Below are 18780 nucleotides of genomic sequence, written 5' to 3'. Positions count from 1 at the left end.
CAATTAAAGCAGAACATTACAAAAAGTGCACGAAAACACCGGGATTCGCCAGCGATCTGTCTGCTGTCAGTCAGAAACCGGCAGTTTTGCCAATGCGGTCAGGAGGGCTGATACACTCTCGGATACCTGCTCGAGGGGTAAGGCGGCATTTACCACATGGTAGCGCCCGGGCATTTCCGTCGCGCGCTCCAGATAGGTTTCCCGTATCCGCTGAAAAAATGCCTGCGCCTCCCGCTCAAACCGGTCAAGCTCACCGCGCTTTCGAGCACGAGCCATACCGGTTTCCACAGGTGCATCCAGCAGGATAACGTGGTCCGGACGCATCTCACCCTGAACCAGAGCCTCAAGCAACGCAATCCGTTCTCTGGAGACGCCACGGCCACCTCCCTGATAGGCGAAGGTGGCATCGGTAAACCGGTCACAGAGAACCCACTTACCGGCGGAAAGTGCCGGGAGGATTCTGTTATGGAGGTGCTGAGCCCTGGCGGCAAACATCAGCAGCAGCTCGGTGGTTTCGTGTACTGACTCCTCTCTGGGGGCCAGCAACAGCTCACGGATGCTTTCTGCCATAGGGGTGCCACCTGGCTCACGGGTCACAATGTAATCAATACCAAGCCGTTCCAGGGTTTTCGCAGCGTTATCCAGCTGTGTTGACTTGCCAACCCCTTCGGTACCCTCGAATGTAATGAATCGCCCTCTGGCCAAAATCATTGCTCTCCGTTACTGCTGGTTTCTGAATCCGGGGCCGGGAATGAACGGTAATCTTCCCGGCGGTTCAGCTGGAACTCACGCACGGCTTTCTGGTGCTCGGCAAGCGTACGGGAAAACTTGTGACTGCCATCCCCCCGGGCGACAAAGTACAGGGCATCGCCGTCATCCGGATGCAACGCGGCATGAATGGATTCTCGTCCCGGTAACGCAATAGGCGTTGGCGGCAGGCCATCAATGCGATACGTGTTATAGGGTGTCCAGGTACGAAGATCACTGCGACCAATCCGGCCCCGATATTTGTCACCCATACCGTAAATAACCGTTGGGTCCGTCTGCAGGCGCATACCCTTCTTCAGGCGCCGGACGAACACACCCGCCACCTGTTGTCGCTCGCCGGCCACTCCGGTTTCACGCTCCACAATCGACGCCATGATCAGCGCCTCATAGGCGTTGTCGTACGGAAGCCCTTCCTCACGGTTCTGCCATTCCTCCTCAAGGACCTCGGTCATGATGTTGTAGGCCCTTTTGAGAATATCGAGATCGGTTTCACCACCGTGAAACAGGTAGGTATCCGGGAAAAACCAGCCCTCGGGATGCTGCCCTTCGGCTCCCAGAGCCGCCATGATCTCCTCATCCGTCCAATCGGTGGTCTGCCTGGTGAGCCTGTCGGTGCGCGCCAGCGCTGCCCGCATCTCGGCAAAGGTCCAGCCCTCGATAAACTGCACGGACCAGAGCTTGACCTTACCTTCTACCATCTGGTTGATCATGTCGACCGGGGTCATACCAGAGGTGAACTCGTAGTCCCCAGCCTTGATCAGAGTCTGCTCCGGGTTCAGGCGCCCGTGAATCCGCAGCCAGAGCGGATCATCCACAAATCCTTTCGCAGCCAGCTCCCGCGCAACGCGACCAAACGCCGTACCGGGCTCAACAGAAAACAGCGTCGGCTCGTCAAGGACAACCGGGTTCTCAAGTGTTTTCAAGCCCTGCCAGAGCCAGAGACCACTGCCGGTAACCGCCAGGACAGCAAGAGCAACAATACCTACGAGTAGCTTTTTGAACACGCGCATCAATCCGGTCGCTTATGAGGATCGCAAATTGTCGCAAGCCGGTTGCCCACAGGCAAATCATGGCCCGCCAGATTGCGAACCGGAACAACTCCAAGCACGCTGTTGGTCAGGTACAGCCCCTGGCATTCGCAGCCCAGCAGGTCCTCCACCTGCAGTTCACATTCCCGGAACGGCTCACCCGCCGCGTGCAGGCATTCGATCACCTTTCGGCGCATCACACCGGAAACCGCCAACGAGGCCGCCGGAGGTGTTCTCCAACCATCAGGGCCATGCAGGAATAAATTGGTTCTGGTACCTTCAACCACATGCCCTGCCGCGTTGGTCATCAGCAATTCAAACGTTGGATCCTTCATTTCACGGGCCGCCATGACCTGCTCCAGCCGATTGAGGCTCTTGATGCCAGACAGGAGTGGATTGACCGTCAACGGTACCCGGGAGAAGTCCACCATAACCCCGGTTTCGGGCGGTAGCGGAGGAAGAACAGAATGGAACAGATACAGATGGGGGCTGACATCAGCTGCCGGCCGATATCCGCGGCCACCGCTGCCACGGGTTACCACCAGCTTGAGCACCCAGTGGCTGATGCCATGAATGGCGCCATAGCGCTTCATTGCATGGGCAACCGCTGACTCCAGTTCGGGCCGACTCAGACGAATACCCAGGCGCCCGGCATCCCGCACCAACCGGTCAAGGTGATAGACCAGCAAAGGCGCGGAATCCCCGTTCACCCTGATGGTTTCGAACAGGCCATCTCCATATGCCAGCCCCCGGTCACCAGGGAGCAGGCAGTCGTCGTCTGCCCAGTAGAGCTTCAACACCCGGGCTCAACCCTCGTAGCGGCTGACGATCAGGGTCCCGTTGGTGCCGCCAAAGCCGAACGAATTCGACAACGCGACCTTCACATCGGCATCTCTGGATTTGTGCGCAACAAAGTCCAGATCACAACCTTCATCCGGATGATCAAGGTTGATGGTGGGCGGCAACACCCCGTCCCGGACTGCCAATACCGAGAATATAGCCTCAACGGCACCCGCGGCGCCCAGCAGGTGTCCGGTCATGGATTTGGTGCTGCTCATGGCCAGTTTTTCCGCATGGCTGCCAAACACCGATTTGACTGCAGCCACCTCAGCCACATCGCCAACCTGAGTAGAGGTTCCATGGGCATTGATGTATCCGACCAGATCCGGGCTGATGCCGGCATCGCGGATGGCATTTCGCATGGAGCGCGCCGCACCCTCACCATCGGCCGGGGGGGCCGTGATGTGATGGGCATCATCGCTCATGCCAAAGCCGATGACTTCCCCGTAAATGGTTGCTCCTCGCGCCCTGGCGTGTTCCAGCTCTTCCAGAACCACAACGCCGGCGCCATCACTGAGTACAAAGCCGTCACGGTCACGATCCCAGGGGCGACTGGCCTTTTCCGGCTCATCATTGCGGGTCGACAGGGCCCGGGCGGAGGAAAATGCCGCCACGCCGCTGCGTGTGGTCGCCATTTCAGAGCCGCCGGCCAGCATGACATCGGCATCGCCGTAGGCGATGGTTCTGGCGGCATAGCCGATATTGTGTGTTCCGGTGGTACAGGCGGTCACGATCGCAATATTCGGCCCCTTGTAGCCGAAACGGATCGCCGCATTACCGGAAATCATATTGATGACGGATGCCGGCACAAAAAACGGCGAAACCTTGCGCGGGCCGGCCTTATCCATCTGAAGAACGTTCTTTTCGATGTATTCCAGGCCACCGATACCTGAACCTATGGCAATCCCTACCCGCTCTTTGTCGAGCTTGCTGTATTGCTCAAGGCCGCTGTCATCTACCGCCTGCTGCGCTGCAATCAGGCCATAGTGAATAAAGGCATCCAGCTTTCGCGCTTCCTTGCTGGACAACCAGGGCTCGATATCAAGATCCTTGACGGCACCGCCAATGCGAGTGGTGTACTCGGACGCGTCAAAGCGGTCAATCAGTCCGATGCCACTGCGTCCGGCACGAATGGCTTCCCAGGAAGACGTCACATCATTCCCCACCGGAGAAAGCATACCCATTCCCGTGATGACAACCCGTCGCTTGCTCATATCCCCAATCACCCGATTGTTCCGTCTCTGATGGTTCACTGCTGGCCAATGTCCGACCAATAAAAAAGCCGTCCTTCAATAAGCCCAAAGGACGGCTTTTGCCTGGCTATCTGATTCGCAGGGTATCAGGTGTGCGCGACAATGTAGTCGATCGCGTCCTGAACGGTGCCCAGCTTTTCGGCCTCTTCGTCAGGAATCTCAGTCTCGAATTCCTCTTCCAGGGCCATAACCAGCTCAACAGTGTCCAGTGAGTCAGCGCCAAGATCCTCTACAAAAGAAGATGTGTTCTGAACTTCGGACTCTTTCACGCCCAACTGCTCACAAACAATCTTCTTAACGCGCTCTTCAACTGTACTCATAATGTCCTCACTTTATGTGTCAACCAAGCAACTCTATGGCTGCCAGTTTAGTTTAAACCCCACCTGCAAACAAGCAGGGATTCTGTCAAACATGTTGTGCGACAAGGGGTTGCACACCAGCCCGGAACGGACTTAACCCATGTACATGCCGCCATTCACATGAATGGTTTCTCCGGTTACGTAAGCGGCGCCGTCCGATGCCAGGAAAGCCACCACAGCGGCAACCTCCTCCGGCGACCCCAGGCGACCAGCCGGTATGATTTCCAGCATAGCCTCACGCTGCTTATCGTCCAGTTTTTTGGTCATGTCTGTGTCAATAAAACCAGGTGCCACGCAGTTCGCCGTGATACCGCGGTTAGACATTTCCTTGGCCAGGCTACGGGTAAAACCCTCAACACCGGCCTTCGCCGCACAGTAATTCCCCTGCCCGGGATTTCCCATACCAGCAACCACTGAGCTGATATTGATGATTCTGCCCCAACGGGCTTTCGCCATACCACGCAATACCGCCTTGCTGGTGCGATAGACGCTGGACAGGTTGGTTTCCAGAACCTCAGACCAGTCATCGTCTTTCAAGCGCATCAGAAGGTTATCACGGGTGATGCCGGCATTATTGACCAGAATCAGGGGCGCACCTGATTGCTCGGCAAGCTGCTTGAGGCCAGCCTCGATGCTCTCGGGCTCTGCCACATTCATAACAATGCCATAGCCACTGAAACCCGCTTCTTTCAGGCCATCGGTAATGGCCTGGGCCCCCTCGGCACTGGTCGCGGTACCCACCACTTCGGCTCCCTGCCGGGCAAGTTCATGAGCAATGGCTTTGCCAATGCCTCGACTGGCGCCGGTTACCAATGCAACTTTGCCTTCCAAAGACATAATTCACTCCGTGTAATCAGGACTGACCAAAGGCCTTAAGGGCTTCAGCCAGAGAATCAGGACTCTCGATGCCGTGAACCGGCAGAGAACGATCGATACGTTTGATCAAACCGGCCAGTACCTTGCCGGCGCCACACTCAACAGCCACACCCACCCCTTCGGTAGACAGCCGCTGTACCGAGTTTGTCCACAGCACCGGTGAGTATAGCTGCTTGAGCAGATTAGCTTTCAGCACCTCTGCATCCCTTGCCGGCTCAGCATCGACATTCTGGACAACGGGAATGACAGCATCGTTAAACCGAATATCCTCAAGGGCTTCAGCCAACTGTTCCGCCGCCCCCTTCATGAGCGCACAGTGGGAGGGAACCGAAACCGGCAACGGCATGGCCTTGCGGGCACCTTTGGCTTTGCAGGCTTCAATGGCCCTTTCAACGGCCGCTGCGCTACCGGCAATAACCACCTGGCCCGGCGCGTTAAAATTCACTGCGGCAACCACATCACCTTCAGCAGACTCCTCACACGCCGACACCACATCCGAGTCCTCAAGACCCAGAATGGCCGCCATACGCCCCTGCCCTTCAGGCACGGCATCCTGCATCAGTTCACCGCGCAGCTGAACCAGCTTTACAGCTTCAATAAAATCCAGACTTTCCGCCGCCACCAGGGCGCTGTATTCACCCAGACTGTGGCCAGCAACAAAATCCGGCCGGGGGCCGTCAGATACACACCACTGCCGCCACAGCGCAACACTTGCTGTCAGCAGAGCAGGCTGAGTAACCATGGTTTTATTGAGCTCTTCGGCGGGGCCATGCTGACAAAGATGCCACAGGTCATAGCCAAGAACGTTGGACGCCTCGTCAAACGTTTCGGTGATCATCGGCCACGCTTCAGCGGCAGCAGATAACATGCCGAGTGACTGGGAGCCTTGTCCGGGAAAAACAAACGCTGATTTCATAAGCGGAATCTTATCGTCATTGAAGGGTTACTGAAGATTAGCCAATAGTACAATCAGGGCCAATTATCCGCGAATAAGAGCCGGGATGCGGGACGACTTTAGTCGCGCTCCCGGTAACGAGGAGGGATCATAACATCAGATCATCGAGTCTTTCGTTGATCCTTCGTGGCACTTCCAGCTGAACCTCACGAACGGCCTGCCGGATCGCCGCCAGCATCGCCCGCTCATTGGCGTTGCCGTGACTCTTGATGACCACACCCTGCAACCCGAGCAGACTGGCGCCATTGTGCCTGGAAGGGTCCATCAATTGCAGAAGTCGCCCGATAATCGGCCTGGCCAGCAAGCCCACAAAACGACCGTACATGGAGCGTGTGAATGCCTGCTCCAGCAATTCGATCAACAGGCCGGCAACCCCCTCTCCGGTCTTGAGGGCTATATTGCCCACGAAACCGTCACACACTACAACATCGGCGACATCGCGAAAAAGGTCACTTCCCTCGACATAACCGATGTAGTTGATGGTGTCGCACTGGGCCAGCATGTGTGATGCGAGCCGGACCTGTTCATTACCCTTGATTTCTTCCTCACCGACATTCAGCAGTGCCACCCGTGGCTCGGACTGGCGGCAGATAGCGGATGCCATCAGGGACCCCATCAGGGCGTACTGGTAGAGATTCTCCGCTGTGGAATCGACGTTGGCACCAAGATCCAGGACATGGCAACGGCCACGCAGAGAGGGGATCAGCTTTGCGATGGCAGGACGTTCAATCCCGGGATACATCCGAATGATCGAGCGACCGAATGCCATCAGCGCACCGGTATTTCCGGCACTGACACAGCCCTGCGCTTCTCCGTCCCGCACGAGACTGAGCGCAATGGCCATAGAGGAGTTTTTCTTGTGGCGGAGGGCATGGGAAGGCCGCTCGTTCATACGAACGACGTCGGCAGCCTCAACAATGCGAATACGGGCATGCCCCTCATGCAACAAAGCCTCGAGCTCGCTCCGGATTCCCACCAGAACAAGACTCAAGGCTTCGTTTTCACGCACTGCTTCCAGCGCAGCATGGACGACAACCGCGGCACCGCGATCACCGCTCATAGCATCAATGGCAATGGTGACCGGCGTGTTCACCACTCGTCCATGCGGCACAGGTCAGAAGAAATTCCCGACGAATTACTCGTCGCGAGCCTCAACCACCTGCTTGCCACGGTAGAAACCGTCTGGAGACACGTGATGGCGACGATGAACTTCACCAGTTGTTGCGTCGGTAGACAGAGCAGCAGCACTCAGTGCGTCGTGTGAACGGCGCATGCCACGCTTTGAACGAGTTTTGCGATTTTGCTGTACAGCCATGGTTATGCTCCTGACCTATTTTCGAATACGTTAATGCTTTGTCGTCTTAAGTCCCGCCAGAACACTGAACGGGTTCTCTTTTCTTTGCTCTGTCTCGGGCTCTTCGGCAGCCTCGGGCTCTTCGAGCGCTTCAAGATCTTCTTTTGCCGGACACTCCTCCCGCTCGTGGAGCGGAAATGGCGGCAGCACCAGAAGCAACTCGTCTTCCACCATTGCCCAGAGATCGGCGTTGAAATCTTCTACCAGAAATGGCTCCAACGCTTTCGGCAACCGCTGCGCCTGCTCATCACTGATGACCAGACCGAGATCAAAACGGGATTCCAGAGTCACCTGCATGTCACCCATGCAGCGCTGGCATTCCAGAATGACCGGTGCAGACAACTCACCCGACACTATCCGGCGACGCTCCCCATCCCGATAGAAAGACAGCTTTACGCTGCACTCACCATCTTCTGGCAGTCCCGGCACAGCTTCACGAAAACGAGAAAGCCCCCTGAAAGGAATCACCCCTTCAAGCGTTGTGTTCTGCTCTGCCAACTTGTTTGGGTCGACAGATCTGGGCAGTTCGACGATCGGCGCTTTGGACATAGGCGCGCAATTTTAGGGGCGAGACCCGCCTCTGTCAAAGACTTAATCGACTTTCTACCGGGCCTTTCGCCCGGAATAGGGGTATTTTACGATATCAGCCCGAAAGAACTCCCATATCCAACCGACCGGACCTGAAACCCTATGCTTCCTCCCAAGCTGCTACTGGCCTCTTCCTCACCCTACCGAAAGCAATTGCTGGCCCGGCTCAACCTTGCGTTCGACACTGCCAGCCCCGACATCGACGAAACACCCATTCCAGGAGAAGCAGCCGAAGCCCTGGCCGTCCGACTTGCAGAAAGCAAAGCAAAAGCTCTCGCCCCGCGCTTTCAGGACCATATCATCATCGGCTCCGACCAGGTGGCGGCATTACCGGATGGCAGCCTGCTGAGCAAACCCGGCCGCTACGACACAGCAAAACAGCAATTGATGCGAAGCAGTGGCAACCGGGTGCGCTTTCTCACCGGTCTGGCAGTTCTGGATACCCGAAGCGGCAACCTTCAAACTCACTGCGAACCGTTTGAGGTGCACTTCAGGGACTTACAGGAAGAGGAAATTGAAGGCTACCTGCAGAAAGAGCAGCCTTACGACTGCGCGGGCAGCTTCAAGATGGAAGGTCTTGGCATCGCCCTTTTCAGCCGCCTTCAGGGCGACGATCCCAACAGCCTGATCGGCCTGCCGCTGATTGCGCTCACCCGTATACTGAGAGAGCTGGGCATCAATCCATTGCTGGACTGATGCCCGAGGCAACTTATCGGAGCTCCAGTCGTGACTCCATCAACCGGGTTGCGACACCTTCACCAACGGCCACCCCCAGCTGATCCACAAACTCCTGAAAAGGAGAACGGCTGCGACTGTAATCGACAAGCTCCTCTTCGCCCACCAACTGGCGCGCGACCCAGGATGAACTGCCCAGACCATCTACAAGCCCCAGCTCTACCGCCTGCTCACCACTCCAGACCAGGCCACTGAACAGCCTGGGGTCATCCGCCAGGCGATCGCCACGTCCCTGCCTGACCGCTTCGATGAACTGCTTGTGGGTGTTTTCAAGCACACTCTGCCAGAACGCAACCTCTTCCTCCTGCTCCGGCGAGAACGGGTCCAGGAAAGCCTTGTTGTCACCTGCGGTATAGAGACGACGATCCACGCCAATCTTTTCCATCGCCTCAGTGAAGCCAAAACCACCGGCCACTACACCAATCGATCCGACCAGACTGGCCCGGTTGGCGTATATCTCATCGGCTGCTGCGGCAATGTAATAAGCACCCGATGCACCAATATCAGAAATCACCGCGTAGATCTTTTTGTCGGGATACTCCTCCCTCAACCGCTTGATCTCATCATAGACATAGCCGGACTGCACCGGACTGCCGCCCGGACTGTTAATCCGCAGCACAACCGCCTTCGAGCTCTCGGCCTCAAACGCGGCACGCAATGCCCCGACCAGGTTATCTGCACTGGCCAGCTCATCAGCAGCAATCGGGCCACTCACCTCTACCAGCGCGGTATGGCTTCCCACTGCGGCCCCGACGCCTTCTCCGAAGGGCGCACGAATCATGAACAGCAGCGCAAACAGATATCCGAACGTGAGCAGCTTGAAGAAAATACCCCAACGACGACTGCGTCGCTGCTCCGCCTGCAAGGACATCACCAGCTTTTCAATCAGACGCCAATCACGCCCCGTCTCCGGCGGCATCGACGGCTTCCTGCTGCCAAAAAAGCCACCTCGGGCGCCCCGGGCTTCTGACTCAACGGGCTTGTCGCCCCACTCCGACTGCTTATCCGAATCCCACTCGCTCATTCGTATTCCTTACTTGCAACGTCCTGCTGTTAGCGCAGACCCAACACCTTCCGGAGGTCCGCCACTGAATTCACCACTGCATGAGGATCATAGGTCTCAAGCACATCACGCTTATGCACCCCCCACTCCACACCGATGGAGGGCATGCCAATACGCTGAGCCATCTCCAGATCGTAACGGGTATCGCCAATCATCACAGCCTCTTCCGGTTCATAGCCGTAGAACGCCAGGATTTCCTCCAGCATCAACGGATGCGGCTTGGACCGGGTTTCATCCGCACAGCGCGTGATATCAAAATGCGACCCCAGACCACTGGAGGTCAACGCCAATTCAAGACCCCTCCGACTCTTGCCAGTCGCCACCGAACACCCACGCCCGGAACCCCGGAGATCGGCAACCACATCGGCCATGCCGTCGAACACATTCTGGGGCGTGGTCACCTTCTTGAAGAAGTAACCGGCATAACCTTCACGAATACGCACCATCTCCTCACGACTCAGACCCGGATACAGCTTCTCCAGCGCCTCAATCATGCCCAGACCAATAATGTCGCGATAGGCCTCTCGCTCCAGCTCTGGATACCCCAGCTCCGTTGCCGCCTGGTGCAGGCTGTCAGCGATATGGTCCACTGAATCAATCAGCGTTCCGTCCCAGTCAAAAATAACGACTTTTACCTTCATCAAGACCGCTTCCCGCTTCGCTTGGTCAATTCTTCGAGCACCCCGGAAAAGGGCCCGTCGTATACTGCTTCCAGCCGCATGGGCTCACCCGAACCCGGAAGCGAAAACTCAAGAGCCCTGGCGTGCAACATCAAGCGCTGCCCACCAATGGCCCGGAAAGCTTTCAGGCTCGCATCATCCATATACTTGTCATCGCCCGCAATCGGATGACCCGCCCAGGCACTGTGTACCCGAATCTGGTGAGTCCTGCCGGTCACCGGCGATGCCTCAACAAGACTATACCCCTGAAATCGCTGCAAACAGGTAAACAAAGTCAGGGAACTTTTGCCCTCCTCACTGACCCGAACCCGACGCTCGCCATTAGGCATCTCAAAACGCAACAGCGGCTCAGCAACACGATCAACATTTTCCGGCCAACTGCCGACCACCAGAGCGTGGTAATACTTGCGAATCCGCTTCTGCCGCAGCTCATCCTGCAAAAACCGCAAAGCAGAACGCTTTTTAGCCACCATTACCAGTCCAGACGTATCGCGATCCAGACGATGAACCAACTCCAGGAACCTGGCTTCCGGCCGGGCCGACCGCAACACTTCAATCAAACCGAAACTCAGTCCGCTTCCGCCATGAACCGCTATACCGGAGGGCTTGTTCACCACCAGCATTTCATCGTTTTCGAAAACGACCGCAGCCTCCATAACCCCCTGCACCCGACTGCCGGGCTTGGGCTGCTCCGCCCTGGCCTGCTGCACCAGCGGCGGAATTCTGACCACATCCCCCGGATTAAGACGGGTATCGGGCTTTACACGCCCCTTGTTTACCCGCACCTCACCCTTTCTGACAATGCGGTAGACAATGCTTTTGGGCACCCCCCGCAATCGTGCAAGCAGGAAATTATCCACCCGCTGCCCTGCCATATCCTCATCAACGGTAATCCACTGAACCTCTGTCGCCACCTTCCCCGGAGCACGCTCAGACCCCGCTTTGACAGCAGATTTTCCGACACCACGGGCTTTGTCCGTGGCAGGGCGACGACCCTTTGTCTTACGGGAATCGGGGGAGCGCGACATGTAAACCCTTGCGTTGATGAATTGCGGCATCGTATGGCCGCCCCAGCATACCGGGACGGACGCAACTGAGGAGTTGCCTGCCCACGCCGTACCTGTTATATTCCGGCGTGCTCTGCCGTTTGTCTACGGCCTGACGAACTCTGGTCAGAAGCCGGAGCGGCAGCAGTATACCGATACTGATTAAGAGTTTGAACGCTGCAAAACCAATCATTAACGGATGCAGCGGGAAACAGACTCCCGGAATCACAGGCCAGACCGAGAAAGGCTGTTACCTGCTCCGGGAGAGGAAAACCGACTGGAAAACCGTCGGGCGACATCGCGAAGAATCATTGCCACGCAAACCCGGGCCGTCCAGCAAACCAATACGACGTGAGACCCAGGGGCTTGTGTGAACCTGAAACGGATATTATGCGTCAACAGACTCTCACCCTATTCGACCTCGACCTGCCCACCGGCAGGCGGGATGTCGGCGGTGGTCTCAGACACCCAGGATTGCACCCCATAAGGGTATGATCCGTCTGGCCGCCGGCCTGCCTGCTGTAAAGGGCCCGCGGCACGCACATCCTGCTTCGCTGATGCGAATCCCCCCGGTTTTCTGTCACCAACAAACGACAGGAACCCTTTCTTTCCATGAAAAGAATGCTGATCAATGCAACTCATCCCGAAGAGTTGCGCGTCGCGCTGGTTGACGGCCAACGGCTGTTCGACCTTGATATCGAATCCAGTACCCGCGAACAGAAAAAGGCCAACATCTACAAGGGCCGCATTACCCGCGTAGAACCCAGCCTTGAAGCGGCTTTCGTTGACTTTGGCGCAGAGCGCCACGGCTTCCTGCCCCTGAAGGAAATCTCCAAAGAGTATTTCAAGAAATCGCCCGGGCAGATTGAGGGCAAAATCAACATCAAGGATGTTGTCTCTGAAGGTCAGGAAGTGATCGTTCAGGTCGACAAGGAAGAGCGTGGCAACAAGGGCGCCGCCCTGACCACCTTCATCTCCCTGGCTGGCCGTTATCTGGTGCTGATGCCGAATAATCCCCGTGCAGGCGGTATCTCACGCCGGATTGAAGGCGATGACCGAGCCCAGTTGAAAGAGGCCATGAACGGTGTCCAGGTGCCGAAGTCCATGGGCATTATTGTGCGTACTGCCGGTATTGGCCGCACCACCGAAGAGCTCCAGTGGGACCTCGACTACCTGGTACAGTTCTGGGAAGCCATTACCCAGGCGGCTGGCGAGCGCAAAGCGCCTTTCCTGATCCACCAGGAAAGCAATGTGATCATCCGCGCCGTGCGCGATTACCTCCGCCAGGATATCGGCGAAGTCCTGATCGATGCCGATAACGTTTACGAAGACGTGTTGAGCTTCGTTCGGGCGGTCATGCCCACCTTCGAGAACAAGATCAAGCTGTACAAGGACGAAATCCCTCTGTTCAGTCGTTACCAGATCGAAGGCCAGATCGAAACGGCGTTCCAGCGCGAAGTGAAACTGCCCTCCGGCGGCTCGATTGTCATCGACCCGACCGAAGCCCTGGTGTCCATTGACATCAACTCATCCCGGGCCACCAAGGGGCAGGATATTGAAGAAACGGCCCTGCAGACCAACCTTGAAGCGGCCGAAGAAATCGCGCGGCAACTACGCCTGCGGGATATGGGCGGCCTGATCGTTATCGACTTCATCGACATGACGCCAGCCAAACACCAGCGGGAAGTCGAGCAGAAGATGCGTGAAGCGCTGGAACTCGACAGGGCCCGCGTTCAGGTTGGCAAGATCTCGCGTTTCGGCCTGCTGGAAATGTCACGCCAGCGTCTGCGTCCCTCACTGGGCGAGACCCGCAGCGAGGTTTGCCCACGCTGTGAAGGCCAGGGCACCATCCGGGGTATCGAATCTCTGGCGCTGAGCATCATGCGCCTGATCTACGAAGAATCCTCCAAGGAGAAGACCGCAGAAGTACGAGCCATGGTGCCGGTTTCTGTGGCCACCTTCCTGCTGAACGAAAAACGCAAGCAGCTGGCCGACATTGAAGCCCGTCAAGGCGTAGCGGTTGTGGTCGCACCTGTGCCCAACATGGAAACGCCGCACTTCGAGATTCTGCGCCTGCGTCAGGACGAAACCTCTCCAGAGCATGTCTCCAGCCATCAGGTAGCTCAACAGTACAGCGAGCGCGAGGAAGAGGCAGCCGTAGAAGTTGCAAGTGCCGAGAAACCGGTGCGCGAACAGGCCGCCGTGAAAGCTATCCGCCCCTCTGCGCCAGCCCCAGCACCGACAGCCGCTGCGCCAACGGCTGCTGCTGAGCAGGAAGAAGGCCTGTTCCGCAAACTGGGCAAGAAGATCGCGTGCTTCTTCCGGGGCGAAGAACCGGAGCAGGAAGCCAGCCGCGACACCAACCGCAACCGGAGTGAAGAGCGTCGGAACCAGGCCCGCCAGGATCGCCGCAAATCCCGCGTTGCCCGCGATGACCAACGCTCCGGCGGCAACCGCAGCGGCAACGATCGCCGCCAGGGTAGCCAGCAGAACCGTGGCGACGACAACCGGGGCCGCAATCGTGGTGGCCGTGGTGACGATCAGAATCGTGGTGAACGCGGTGGCCAGAACCGTTCCAACCGGGACGACCGCTCTGGCGACAGCAAGGGCAATGACAACCGCCGGGACAACCGCAAGGACTCACAGGGTCGCGGCCAGAACCGGAACCGTCCCCAGCGTGACCAGAAAGGCCCGCAGGACAACCGGGAACAGCAGGAGTCCCAGAAGGGACCTTCCAACGACAAGCAGGGCGGTGACGACAAGCAACGCAAACCACGCCGGCAACGTAACCGGGACGGCTCCCCCGCCGAGACTCCGGCATCTACGCCAGCAGCACGCAAAGCGGAACGCAGCGAGAAGCACCAGAAAGATACCCAGCCGGAAAAAGCGGCTGACAAGACTGCTGCTGTGGACGCTAAAGCCAGTGAGCCGCACGTAGATAAAGCCGAGCAAGCGACCGCAACAACGCCTGAAGCCAAGGCTGCGCCAGAGAGCCGCAAGCCTGAACAACAGGAAATGGCCGAGAAGCCGGAGACCAAAACCGAACAGGCCGAGCAAAAAGAGGCTCCGTCAGCAGAAGACAAGCCTGAAGCAAAGGATGAAAGCAGCCGCAAAGAGAAGTCTGACGGCCGCAGAGGCCGCAGCTCCGGCCGCCAGCGCAAGCCTCGCTCTGCGGACAGCGCCGAAAAATCCGATGGTGCTGAAGACAAGGGTGACAAGGAGAGCTTGACGGCAGAAGCCGAGCAGAAACAGGCATCCAAGCCTCAGCGTACCGAGCAGGTCACCGGAACGAAAGCCGAACAGCCTGCAGAAAAGGCCAGCGCCGAGCCTGCCAAAGCCGAAGACAAAGAACCGGTCAAGGCAGAGGCCAAGGCACCCCGGCAAGCCAAGGCTGACTCACCGAAGGCGGCTGAGCCGGAAACCGACGCGGCTTCTGATCAGAAGGCTGCCGAGGATAAAGCCGATAAGGCGCCAGAACAGAAGACCGAGGCCGCTAAAGCCGAGCCTGAAGTAGATACCGCGCCCGAGAAGCAGGCCGAATCCAACAGCGAAAAACCCGCTGACAAACCGGAGCAGCCTGCAGAGCCCGTAAAAGCCGAGCCAGCTCCGGCCAGCGAAAAGCCAGCGGAGCAGAAAGAAGAGACTCAGGAAGCCAGTGCATCGGAAGCTATCCCGGTGACTCCGGGCCGGGCCTATAATGACCCAAGAGAGGTCCGCAAGCGCCAACGCGCGGCCGAAGAAGCCAAAAAGGCAGAAGAGGCCAAGCAGGCCGGGAGCAACTGATCATGCTGAGCAACTCGGACATCGAAGCGCTGGAAGACATTCTGTTCGCAGAACCCTGGGGAGATCATGCCCTGGACTTTTTCGGGTTCCATGGCGTGGTGTGTGCCAGCGTGATCGGGCCGGTCAGCCTGAAGGCGGAAGACCTCTTCCGCCTTGCCACAGGCACAGATCAGTTGCCGGATACCGGCATTCCCGACACGTTTACCCATTGTGTAAATGAGCTTGCACGGGATATGGCCCACGCCCTGGATATGGGCCAGCCACTGGAGCTGCCGGAGCCGGAAGACGGCGACCCGATGAATGCTCTGGAAAACTGGTGTGCGGGCTTCGTCGATACCTTCCTCGAGCATGAGGAGGCCTGGCTGCAAGCTGCGGATGAGGATGAAGTCGCTGACCTCATGGTGCCGATGCTGACACTGTCTGGCCTGTTTGAGGACGAGGACTTCCAGAAAGTCCGGAATGACGAGAAGCTGTCAGCCAAGATGGCAGAGGCCATCCCGGACTCGCTGACCGACCTCTACCTGTTGTTCCACGCGCCGGATTGAAGCCTCAGGCTTCAATCGGTTGCCGAAAATGATGCCAGACGGGCTCCAGCCCCTCTGGCATTTTCATTATGCGCCCCAGCTCACACCAGGGAGCTCCCGGGAAGTGAAAATCACTGCCTTGAGAGGCCCAGAGTTTTTCCCGCCGCGCCAGCTCGGCCACAAAACCCAGATCGCCACTGGATTGGCCCGACACTGACACCTCAATGCCCTGCCCTCCGGCACGGCCGAAATCCGCAGTTAATGCCCGTAAACGGGTTGCTGTGAGACGATATTTCCTGGGATGCGCCAGCACAGCAATCCCGCCGGCCGCCACGATCCATTGCACCACCTCCGGCAACTCCGGCCAACACGCCTTTACATCTCCTGGCTTGCCAGTTCCCAGATACCGTTTAAACGCGTGCGCCACCTTGGGTACAACACCGTCTTCCACCAGAACTTCGGCAAAATGCGGGCGCCCGGGCACGTCCCCTCCGGCCACTTTCGTCGCCCGCTCAAGAAGCTGGTCTACGTTCAGGCGGCTTAGCCTGTCGGCGATCATCCGAGCCCGCTGCCAGCGGTTTTCGTTCTGGCGCTCAAGTGCGGCGAGAAACGCAGGATCACGTTCGTCAAAATCGAGCCCGACCACATGAATGGTATGACTGCGCCAGACACAGGAAAGCTCCACGCCGTTAATCAGGGACAAACCGGAACCTGACGCCGCACCTCTCGCCACCTCGAGACCTGCGATGGTGTCATGATCGGTCAATGCCAGATGGCTAACCCCCTGCTCAACGGCTCTGGCTATCAGGGCCTCTGGAGACAGCGCGCCATCGGATGCTGTGCTATGGCAATGCAGATCAATGCACGTTCTGGAGTCTTGGGGTATAGTCACGAACAATCCTGAATAACGAAACGGGCACCAGTGTATCAGCCTTCAGGCAGTGCCCCTAACCTCAGCTGATCACCGATCGGAGAACCCATGTATTACGCCATCATCAGCGAAGACATTGCCAACAGCCTGCCCCTGCGCAAAGAAGCCCGGCCTGCCCACCTGGCCCGACTGGAACAGCTCAAGGCCGAAGGCCGGTTACTGGTAGCTGGCCCCCATCCGGCCATTGATTCGCCCGATCCGGGCGAAGCAGGCTTCAGTGGCAGCCTGGTCATCGCTGAGTTCGAATCGCTGGAGAAAGCTCAGGCCTGGGCCGATGCCGATCCCTATGTCGATGCCGGCGTGTATGAAAAAGTAATCGTCAAACCCTACAAGGTAGTGCTGCCCTGAACAAAGCGGCCGCCAGCATGAGCGGATTGTAACGCTGTGGTGCTTGAATAGCGGCCACCTTGTGACAGAATTGCGGGTTTAAATCATCAGTAATATCACTATCAGGGAACGTACTCCGTGACACCGCTCCGTCTCCTTTTCAGCCTTGTGCTTATTGTCAGCTCCGTTTCCGTTGCGCAGGCGCGCACCGTCTGGGTCGATGATCAACTCTACCTGCCTGTGCGCTCGGGCGCCGGCACGCAGTACCGTATCATCGAAAATGCCCTCCCCAGTGGCACGCCACTGGAGGTGCTGGAGACCGGTGACAATTACACCCGCGTACGCACGCCGAAAGGGACGGAAGGCTGGGTTGCGAGCCAATACCTGAGTAACGAACCGATCGCAGCTGATCAGCTTCGTCGGGTCAGTCGTCAACTGGACGAAACCCAATCTGAGCTGACTGAAGCTCGTCAGCAACTGGCCGCCGTTACCGAAGAACGAAATTCTCTGCAGAATGCCGAGAATAATCTTTCCAATCGGGCGGAAGACCTGCAAACTGAACTACAACGCATCAAGAATATTGCCGCTGACTCCATCAATCTTGAGCGTCGTAACCGTGAATTGCGCGAAGAAAACCAGAAACTGCGGAATGATCTGGAAGTACTGACAGCGGAAAATGAGCGTCTTGAGGCCAGCAAAGAATCTGATTTCATGCTTCTGGGCGCGGGCCTCGTGTTTGGCGGCGTACTGCTGGCCCTGATCATTCCCATGCTCAAACCGACAAGAAAAACCGACAACTGGGCGTAAAGGTGATGAAAGATTACTCTGAGAAGCGCGACTTCCATCGTATGCAGGTGAACAGCACCATCACGATTATCGGTAACGATGGTGAAATCCACACCGGTATCTGCCGGGATCTCAGTGCCGCCGGTATGCAAGTAGCAGTGGAACGACCGTTCAGGATTGGCGAGGAGCTGAGAACCCGAATGGAGTCCGCTGGAGATCAGTTCCCGCCCCTGGAGACGCTCGGCGAGGTGGTGCGTTGTGAGCCTGATGGTGATGGTTATCTGCTCGGGATCAACATCATAGAAGTAACCCAATAAAAAACGGCGGCCCAAAGGCCGCCGTTTTTGTCTGTGCCGAGGCCGCGGCTTAAACCAGCGGCTTCTCGGAGACGATGATGCCATTGTTATCGGCATACACGTACTGCCCGGGCTTGAACGTCACACCGTGGAATGTCACCGGGATATTCAGATCACCGATACCACGCTTTTCAGTCTTGCGCGGTACGGTACCCAGAGCCTGAACGCCCAGATTAGTCTGCCCAATCTCATCTACATCACGGATGCAGCCATAGATGATCAGGCCAGCCCAGCCGTTTTCCGCGGCTTTCTCGGCCAGCATATCCCCCAGCAGGGCATTGCGCTTGGACGCGCCACCGTCAACCACCATCACGCGGCCGTTACCGGGCAGACCAACCTGCTCTTTCACCACTGAGTTGTCTTCAAAACACTTCACGGTCACGATCTCACCGCCGAACTGGCGCACGCCACCGTAATTGTTGAAGCCAGGTTCGACCACCTGCACTTCCGGAAATTCGTCACACAGATCCGGAGTAATAATCTTGCTCACGTTGTCGCTCTCCTTTTCCCATTCCCAAGTGTTGGTGA

Annotated in this window: 21 protein-coding genes; 6 read left to right on the top strand and 15 right to left on the bottom strand. The window is 57.6% G+C overall.

What is annotated here, in order from left to right:
• Nucleotides 1-66: 66 nt before the first annotated feature.
• The 10 genes from tmk to Q674_RS38540 all read right to left on the bottom strand — a co-directional run bounded on the left by tmk (nt 67) and on the right by Q674_RS38540 (nt 7982).
• A complete protein-coding gene (gene tmk / locus Q674_RS38585) occupies nt 67-711 on the bottom strand; it encodes a dTMP kinase (RefSeq protein WP_011785338.1) in 645 nt (214 codons plus the stop codon).
• Nucleotides 708-1778, bottom strand: a complete 1071-nt coding sequence (mltG, locus tag Q674_RS38580; protein WP_023009934.1) for an endolytic transglycosylase MltG — start codon at nt 1776-1778, stop codon at nt 708-710. The genes tmk and mltG overlap by 4 nt, the downstream gene beginning before the upstream one ends.
• A complete protein-coding gene (gene pabC / locus Q674_RS38575; protein ID WP_023009933.1) occupies nt 1778-2596 on the bottom strand; it encodes an aminodeoxychorismate lyase in 819 nt (272 codons plus the stop codon). Before pabC ends, mltG begins: the two co-directional genes overlap by 1 nt.
• 6 nt (nt 2597-2602) lie before the next feature.
• Entirely contained in the window at nt 2603-3850 is a 1248-nt protein-coding gene (fabF, locus tag Q674_RS38570) for a beta-ketoacyl-ACP synthase II (RefSeq protein WP_011785341.1), read from the bottom strand.
• 125 nt (nt 3851-3975) lie between these two features.
• Nucleotides 3976-4209, bottom strand: a complete 234-nt coding sequence (gene acpP, locus Q674_RS38565; RefSeq protein WP_008938713.1) for an acyl carrier protein — start codon at nt 4207-4209, stop codon at nt 3976-3978.
• 132 nt (nt 4210-4341) lie between these two features.
• The gene (gene fabG / locus Q674_RS38560; RefSeq protein ID WP_011785342.1) at nt 4342-5085 is read right to left on the bottom strand and encodes a 3-oxoacyl-ACP reductase FabG; all 744 of its coding nucleotides are present in this window, start codon (nt 5083-5085) and stop codon (nt 4342-4344) included.
• A 16-nt stretch (nt 5086-5101) separates the two neighbouring features.
• Nucleotides 5102-6040, bottom strand: a complete 939-nt coding sequence (gene fabD / locus Q674_RS38555) for an ACP S-malonyltransferase (RefSeq protein ID WP_031210474.1) — start codon at nt 6038-6040, stop codon at nt 5102-5104.
• A gap of 127 nt (nt 6041-6167) precedes the next feature.
• Nucleotides 6168-7172: a phosphate acyltransferase PlsX gene (gene plsX / locus Q674_RS38550; RefSeq protein ID WP_014421134.1), complete on the bottom strand. Its 1005-nt coding sequence runs from the start codon at nt 7170-7172 to the stop codon at nt 6168-6170.
• Between the two features lie 42 nt (nt 7173-7214).
• A complete protein-coding gene (gene rpmF, locus Q674_RS38545) occupies nt 7215-7394 on the bottom strand; it encodes a 50S ribosomal protein L32 (RefSeq protein ID WP_011785345.1) in 180 nt (59 codons plus the stop codon).
• A 30-nt stretch (nt 7395-7424) separates the two neighbouring features.
• A complete protein-coding gene (locus Q674_RS38540) occupies nt 7425-7982 on the bottom strand; it encodes a YceD family protein (RefSeq protein ID WP_011785346.1) in 558 nt (185 codons plus the stop codon).
• Nucleotides 7983-8123: 141 nt separating this feature from the next.
• Here Q674_RS38540 and Q674_RS38535 point away from each other — a divergent pair, with 141 nt between their 5' ends.
• A complete protein-coding gene (locus Q674_RS38535; RefSeq protein WP_011785347.1) occupies nt 8124-8717 on the top strand; it encodes a Maf family protein in 594 nt (197 codons plus the stop codon).
• Between the two features lie 13 nt (nt 8718-8730).
• On the opposite strand, the gene Q674_RS38530 is transcribed toward Q674_RS38535, so the two are convergent.
• Genes Q674_RS38530 through rluC form a run of 3 tightly spaced genes read right to left on the bottom strand, consistent with a single transcriptional unit; the run spans nt 8731 to nt 11527 of the window.
• Nucleotides 8731-9780, bottom strand: a complete 1050-nt coding sequence (locus Q674_RS38530) for a S49 family peptidase (protein ID WP_023009932.1) — start codon at nt 9778-9780, stop codon at nt 8731-8733.
• A 29-nt stretch (nt 9781-9809) separates the two neighbouring features.
• Nucleotides 9810-10460: an HAD family hydrolase gene (locus Q674_RS38525; protein ID WP_023009931.1), complete on the bottom strand. Its 651-nt coding sequence runs from the start codon at nt 10458-10460 to the stop codon at nt 9810-9812.
• The gene (rluC, locus tag Q674_RS38520) at nt 10460-11527 is read right to left on the bottom strand and encodes a 23S rRNA pseudouridine(955/2504/2580) synthase RluC (protein WP_051993069.1); all 1068 of its coding nucleotides are present in this window, start codon (nt 11525-11527) and stop codon (nt 10460-10462) included. Before rluC ends, Q674_RS38525 begins: the two co-directional genes overlap by 1 nt.
• 630 nt (nt 11528-12157) lie before the next feature.
• Here rluC and rne point away from each other — a divergent pair.
• Entirely contained in the window at nt 12158-15328 is a 3171-nt protein-coding gene (rne, locus tag Q674_RS38515; protein ID WP_023009929.1) for a ribonuclease E, read from the top strand.
• Between the two features lie 2 nt (nt 15329-15330).
• Nucleotides 15331-15873, top strand: coding sequence for a YecA family protein (locus Q674_RS38510; RefSeq protein ID WP_014421126.1), 543 nt, complete (start codon nt 15331-15333; stop codon nt 15871-15873).
• A gap of 4 nt (nt 15874-15877) precedes the next feature.
• Here Q674_RS38510 and Q674_RS38505 read toward each other — a convergent pair whose 3' ends face one another.
• Nucleotides 15878-16744, bottom strand: coding sequence for a PHP domain-containing protein (locus Q674_RS38505; RefSeq protein ID WP_031210468.1), 867 nt, complete (start codon nt 16742-16744; stop codon nt 15878-15880).
• Between the two features lie 87 nt (nt 16745-16831).
• Here Q674_RS38505 and Q674_RS38500 point away from each other — a divergent pair, with 87 nt between their 5' ends.
• The 3 genes from Q674_RS38500 to Q674_RS38490 all read left to right on the top strand — a co-directional run bounded on the left by Q674_RS38500 (nt 16832) and on the right by Q674_RS38490 (nt 18213).
• Nucleotides 16832-17131 carry a YciI family protein gene (locus Q674_RS38500; RefSeq protein ID WP_011785354.1) on the top strand — a complete coding sequence of 100 codons (300 nt, stop codon included), beginning with the start codon at nt 16832-16834 and terminating at the stop codon, nt 17129-17131.
• Between the two features lie 117 nt (nt 17132-17248).
• Nucleotides 17249-17917, top strand: a complete 669-nt coding sequence (locus Q674_RS38495) for a TIGR04211 family SH3 domain-containing protein (protein WP_014421123.1) — start codon at nt 17249-17251, stop codon at nt 17915-17917.
• A gap of 5 nt (nt 17918-17922) precedes the next feature.
• Nucleotides 17923-18213, top strand: a complete 291-nt coding sequence (locus Q674_RS38490) for a PilZ domain-containing protein (RefSeq protein WP_023009927.1) — start codon at nt 17923-17925, stop codon at nt 18211-18213.
• A 49-nt stretch (nt 18214-18262) separates the two neighbouring features.
• Here Q674_RS38490 and rraA read toward each other — a convergent pair whose 3' ends face one another.
• Nucleotides 18263-18742: a ribonuclease E activity regulator RraA gene (gene rraA / locus Q674_RS38485; protein WP_023009926.1), complete on the bottom strand. Its 480-nt coding sequence runs from the start codon at nt 18740-18742 to the stop codon at nt 18263-18265.
• Nucleotides 18743-18780 lie beyond the last annotated feature (38 nt).

Source organism: Marinobacter sp. EVN1, assembly GCF_000475375.1.
GTDB classification, from domain to species: domain Bacteria; phylum Pseudomonadota; class Gammaproteobacteria; order Pseudomonadales; family Oleiphilaceae; genus Marinobacter; species Marinobacter nauticus.
This window is presented reverse-complemented; position numbering and strand designations above follow the sequence as displayed.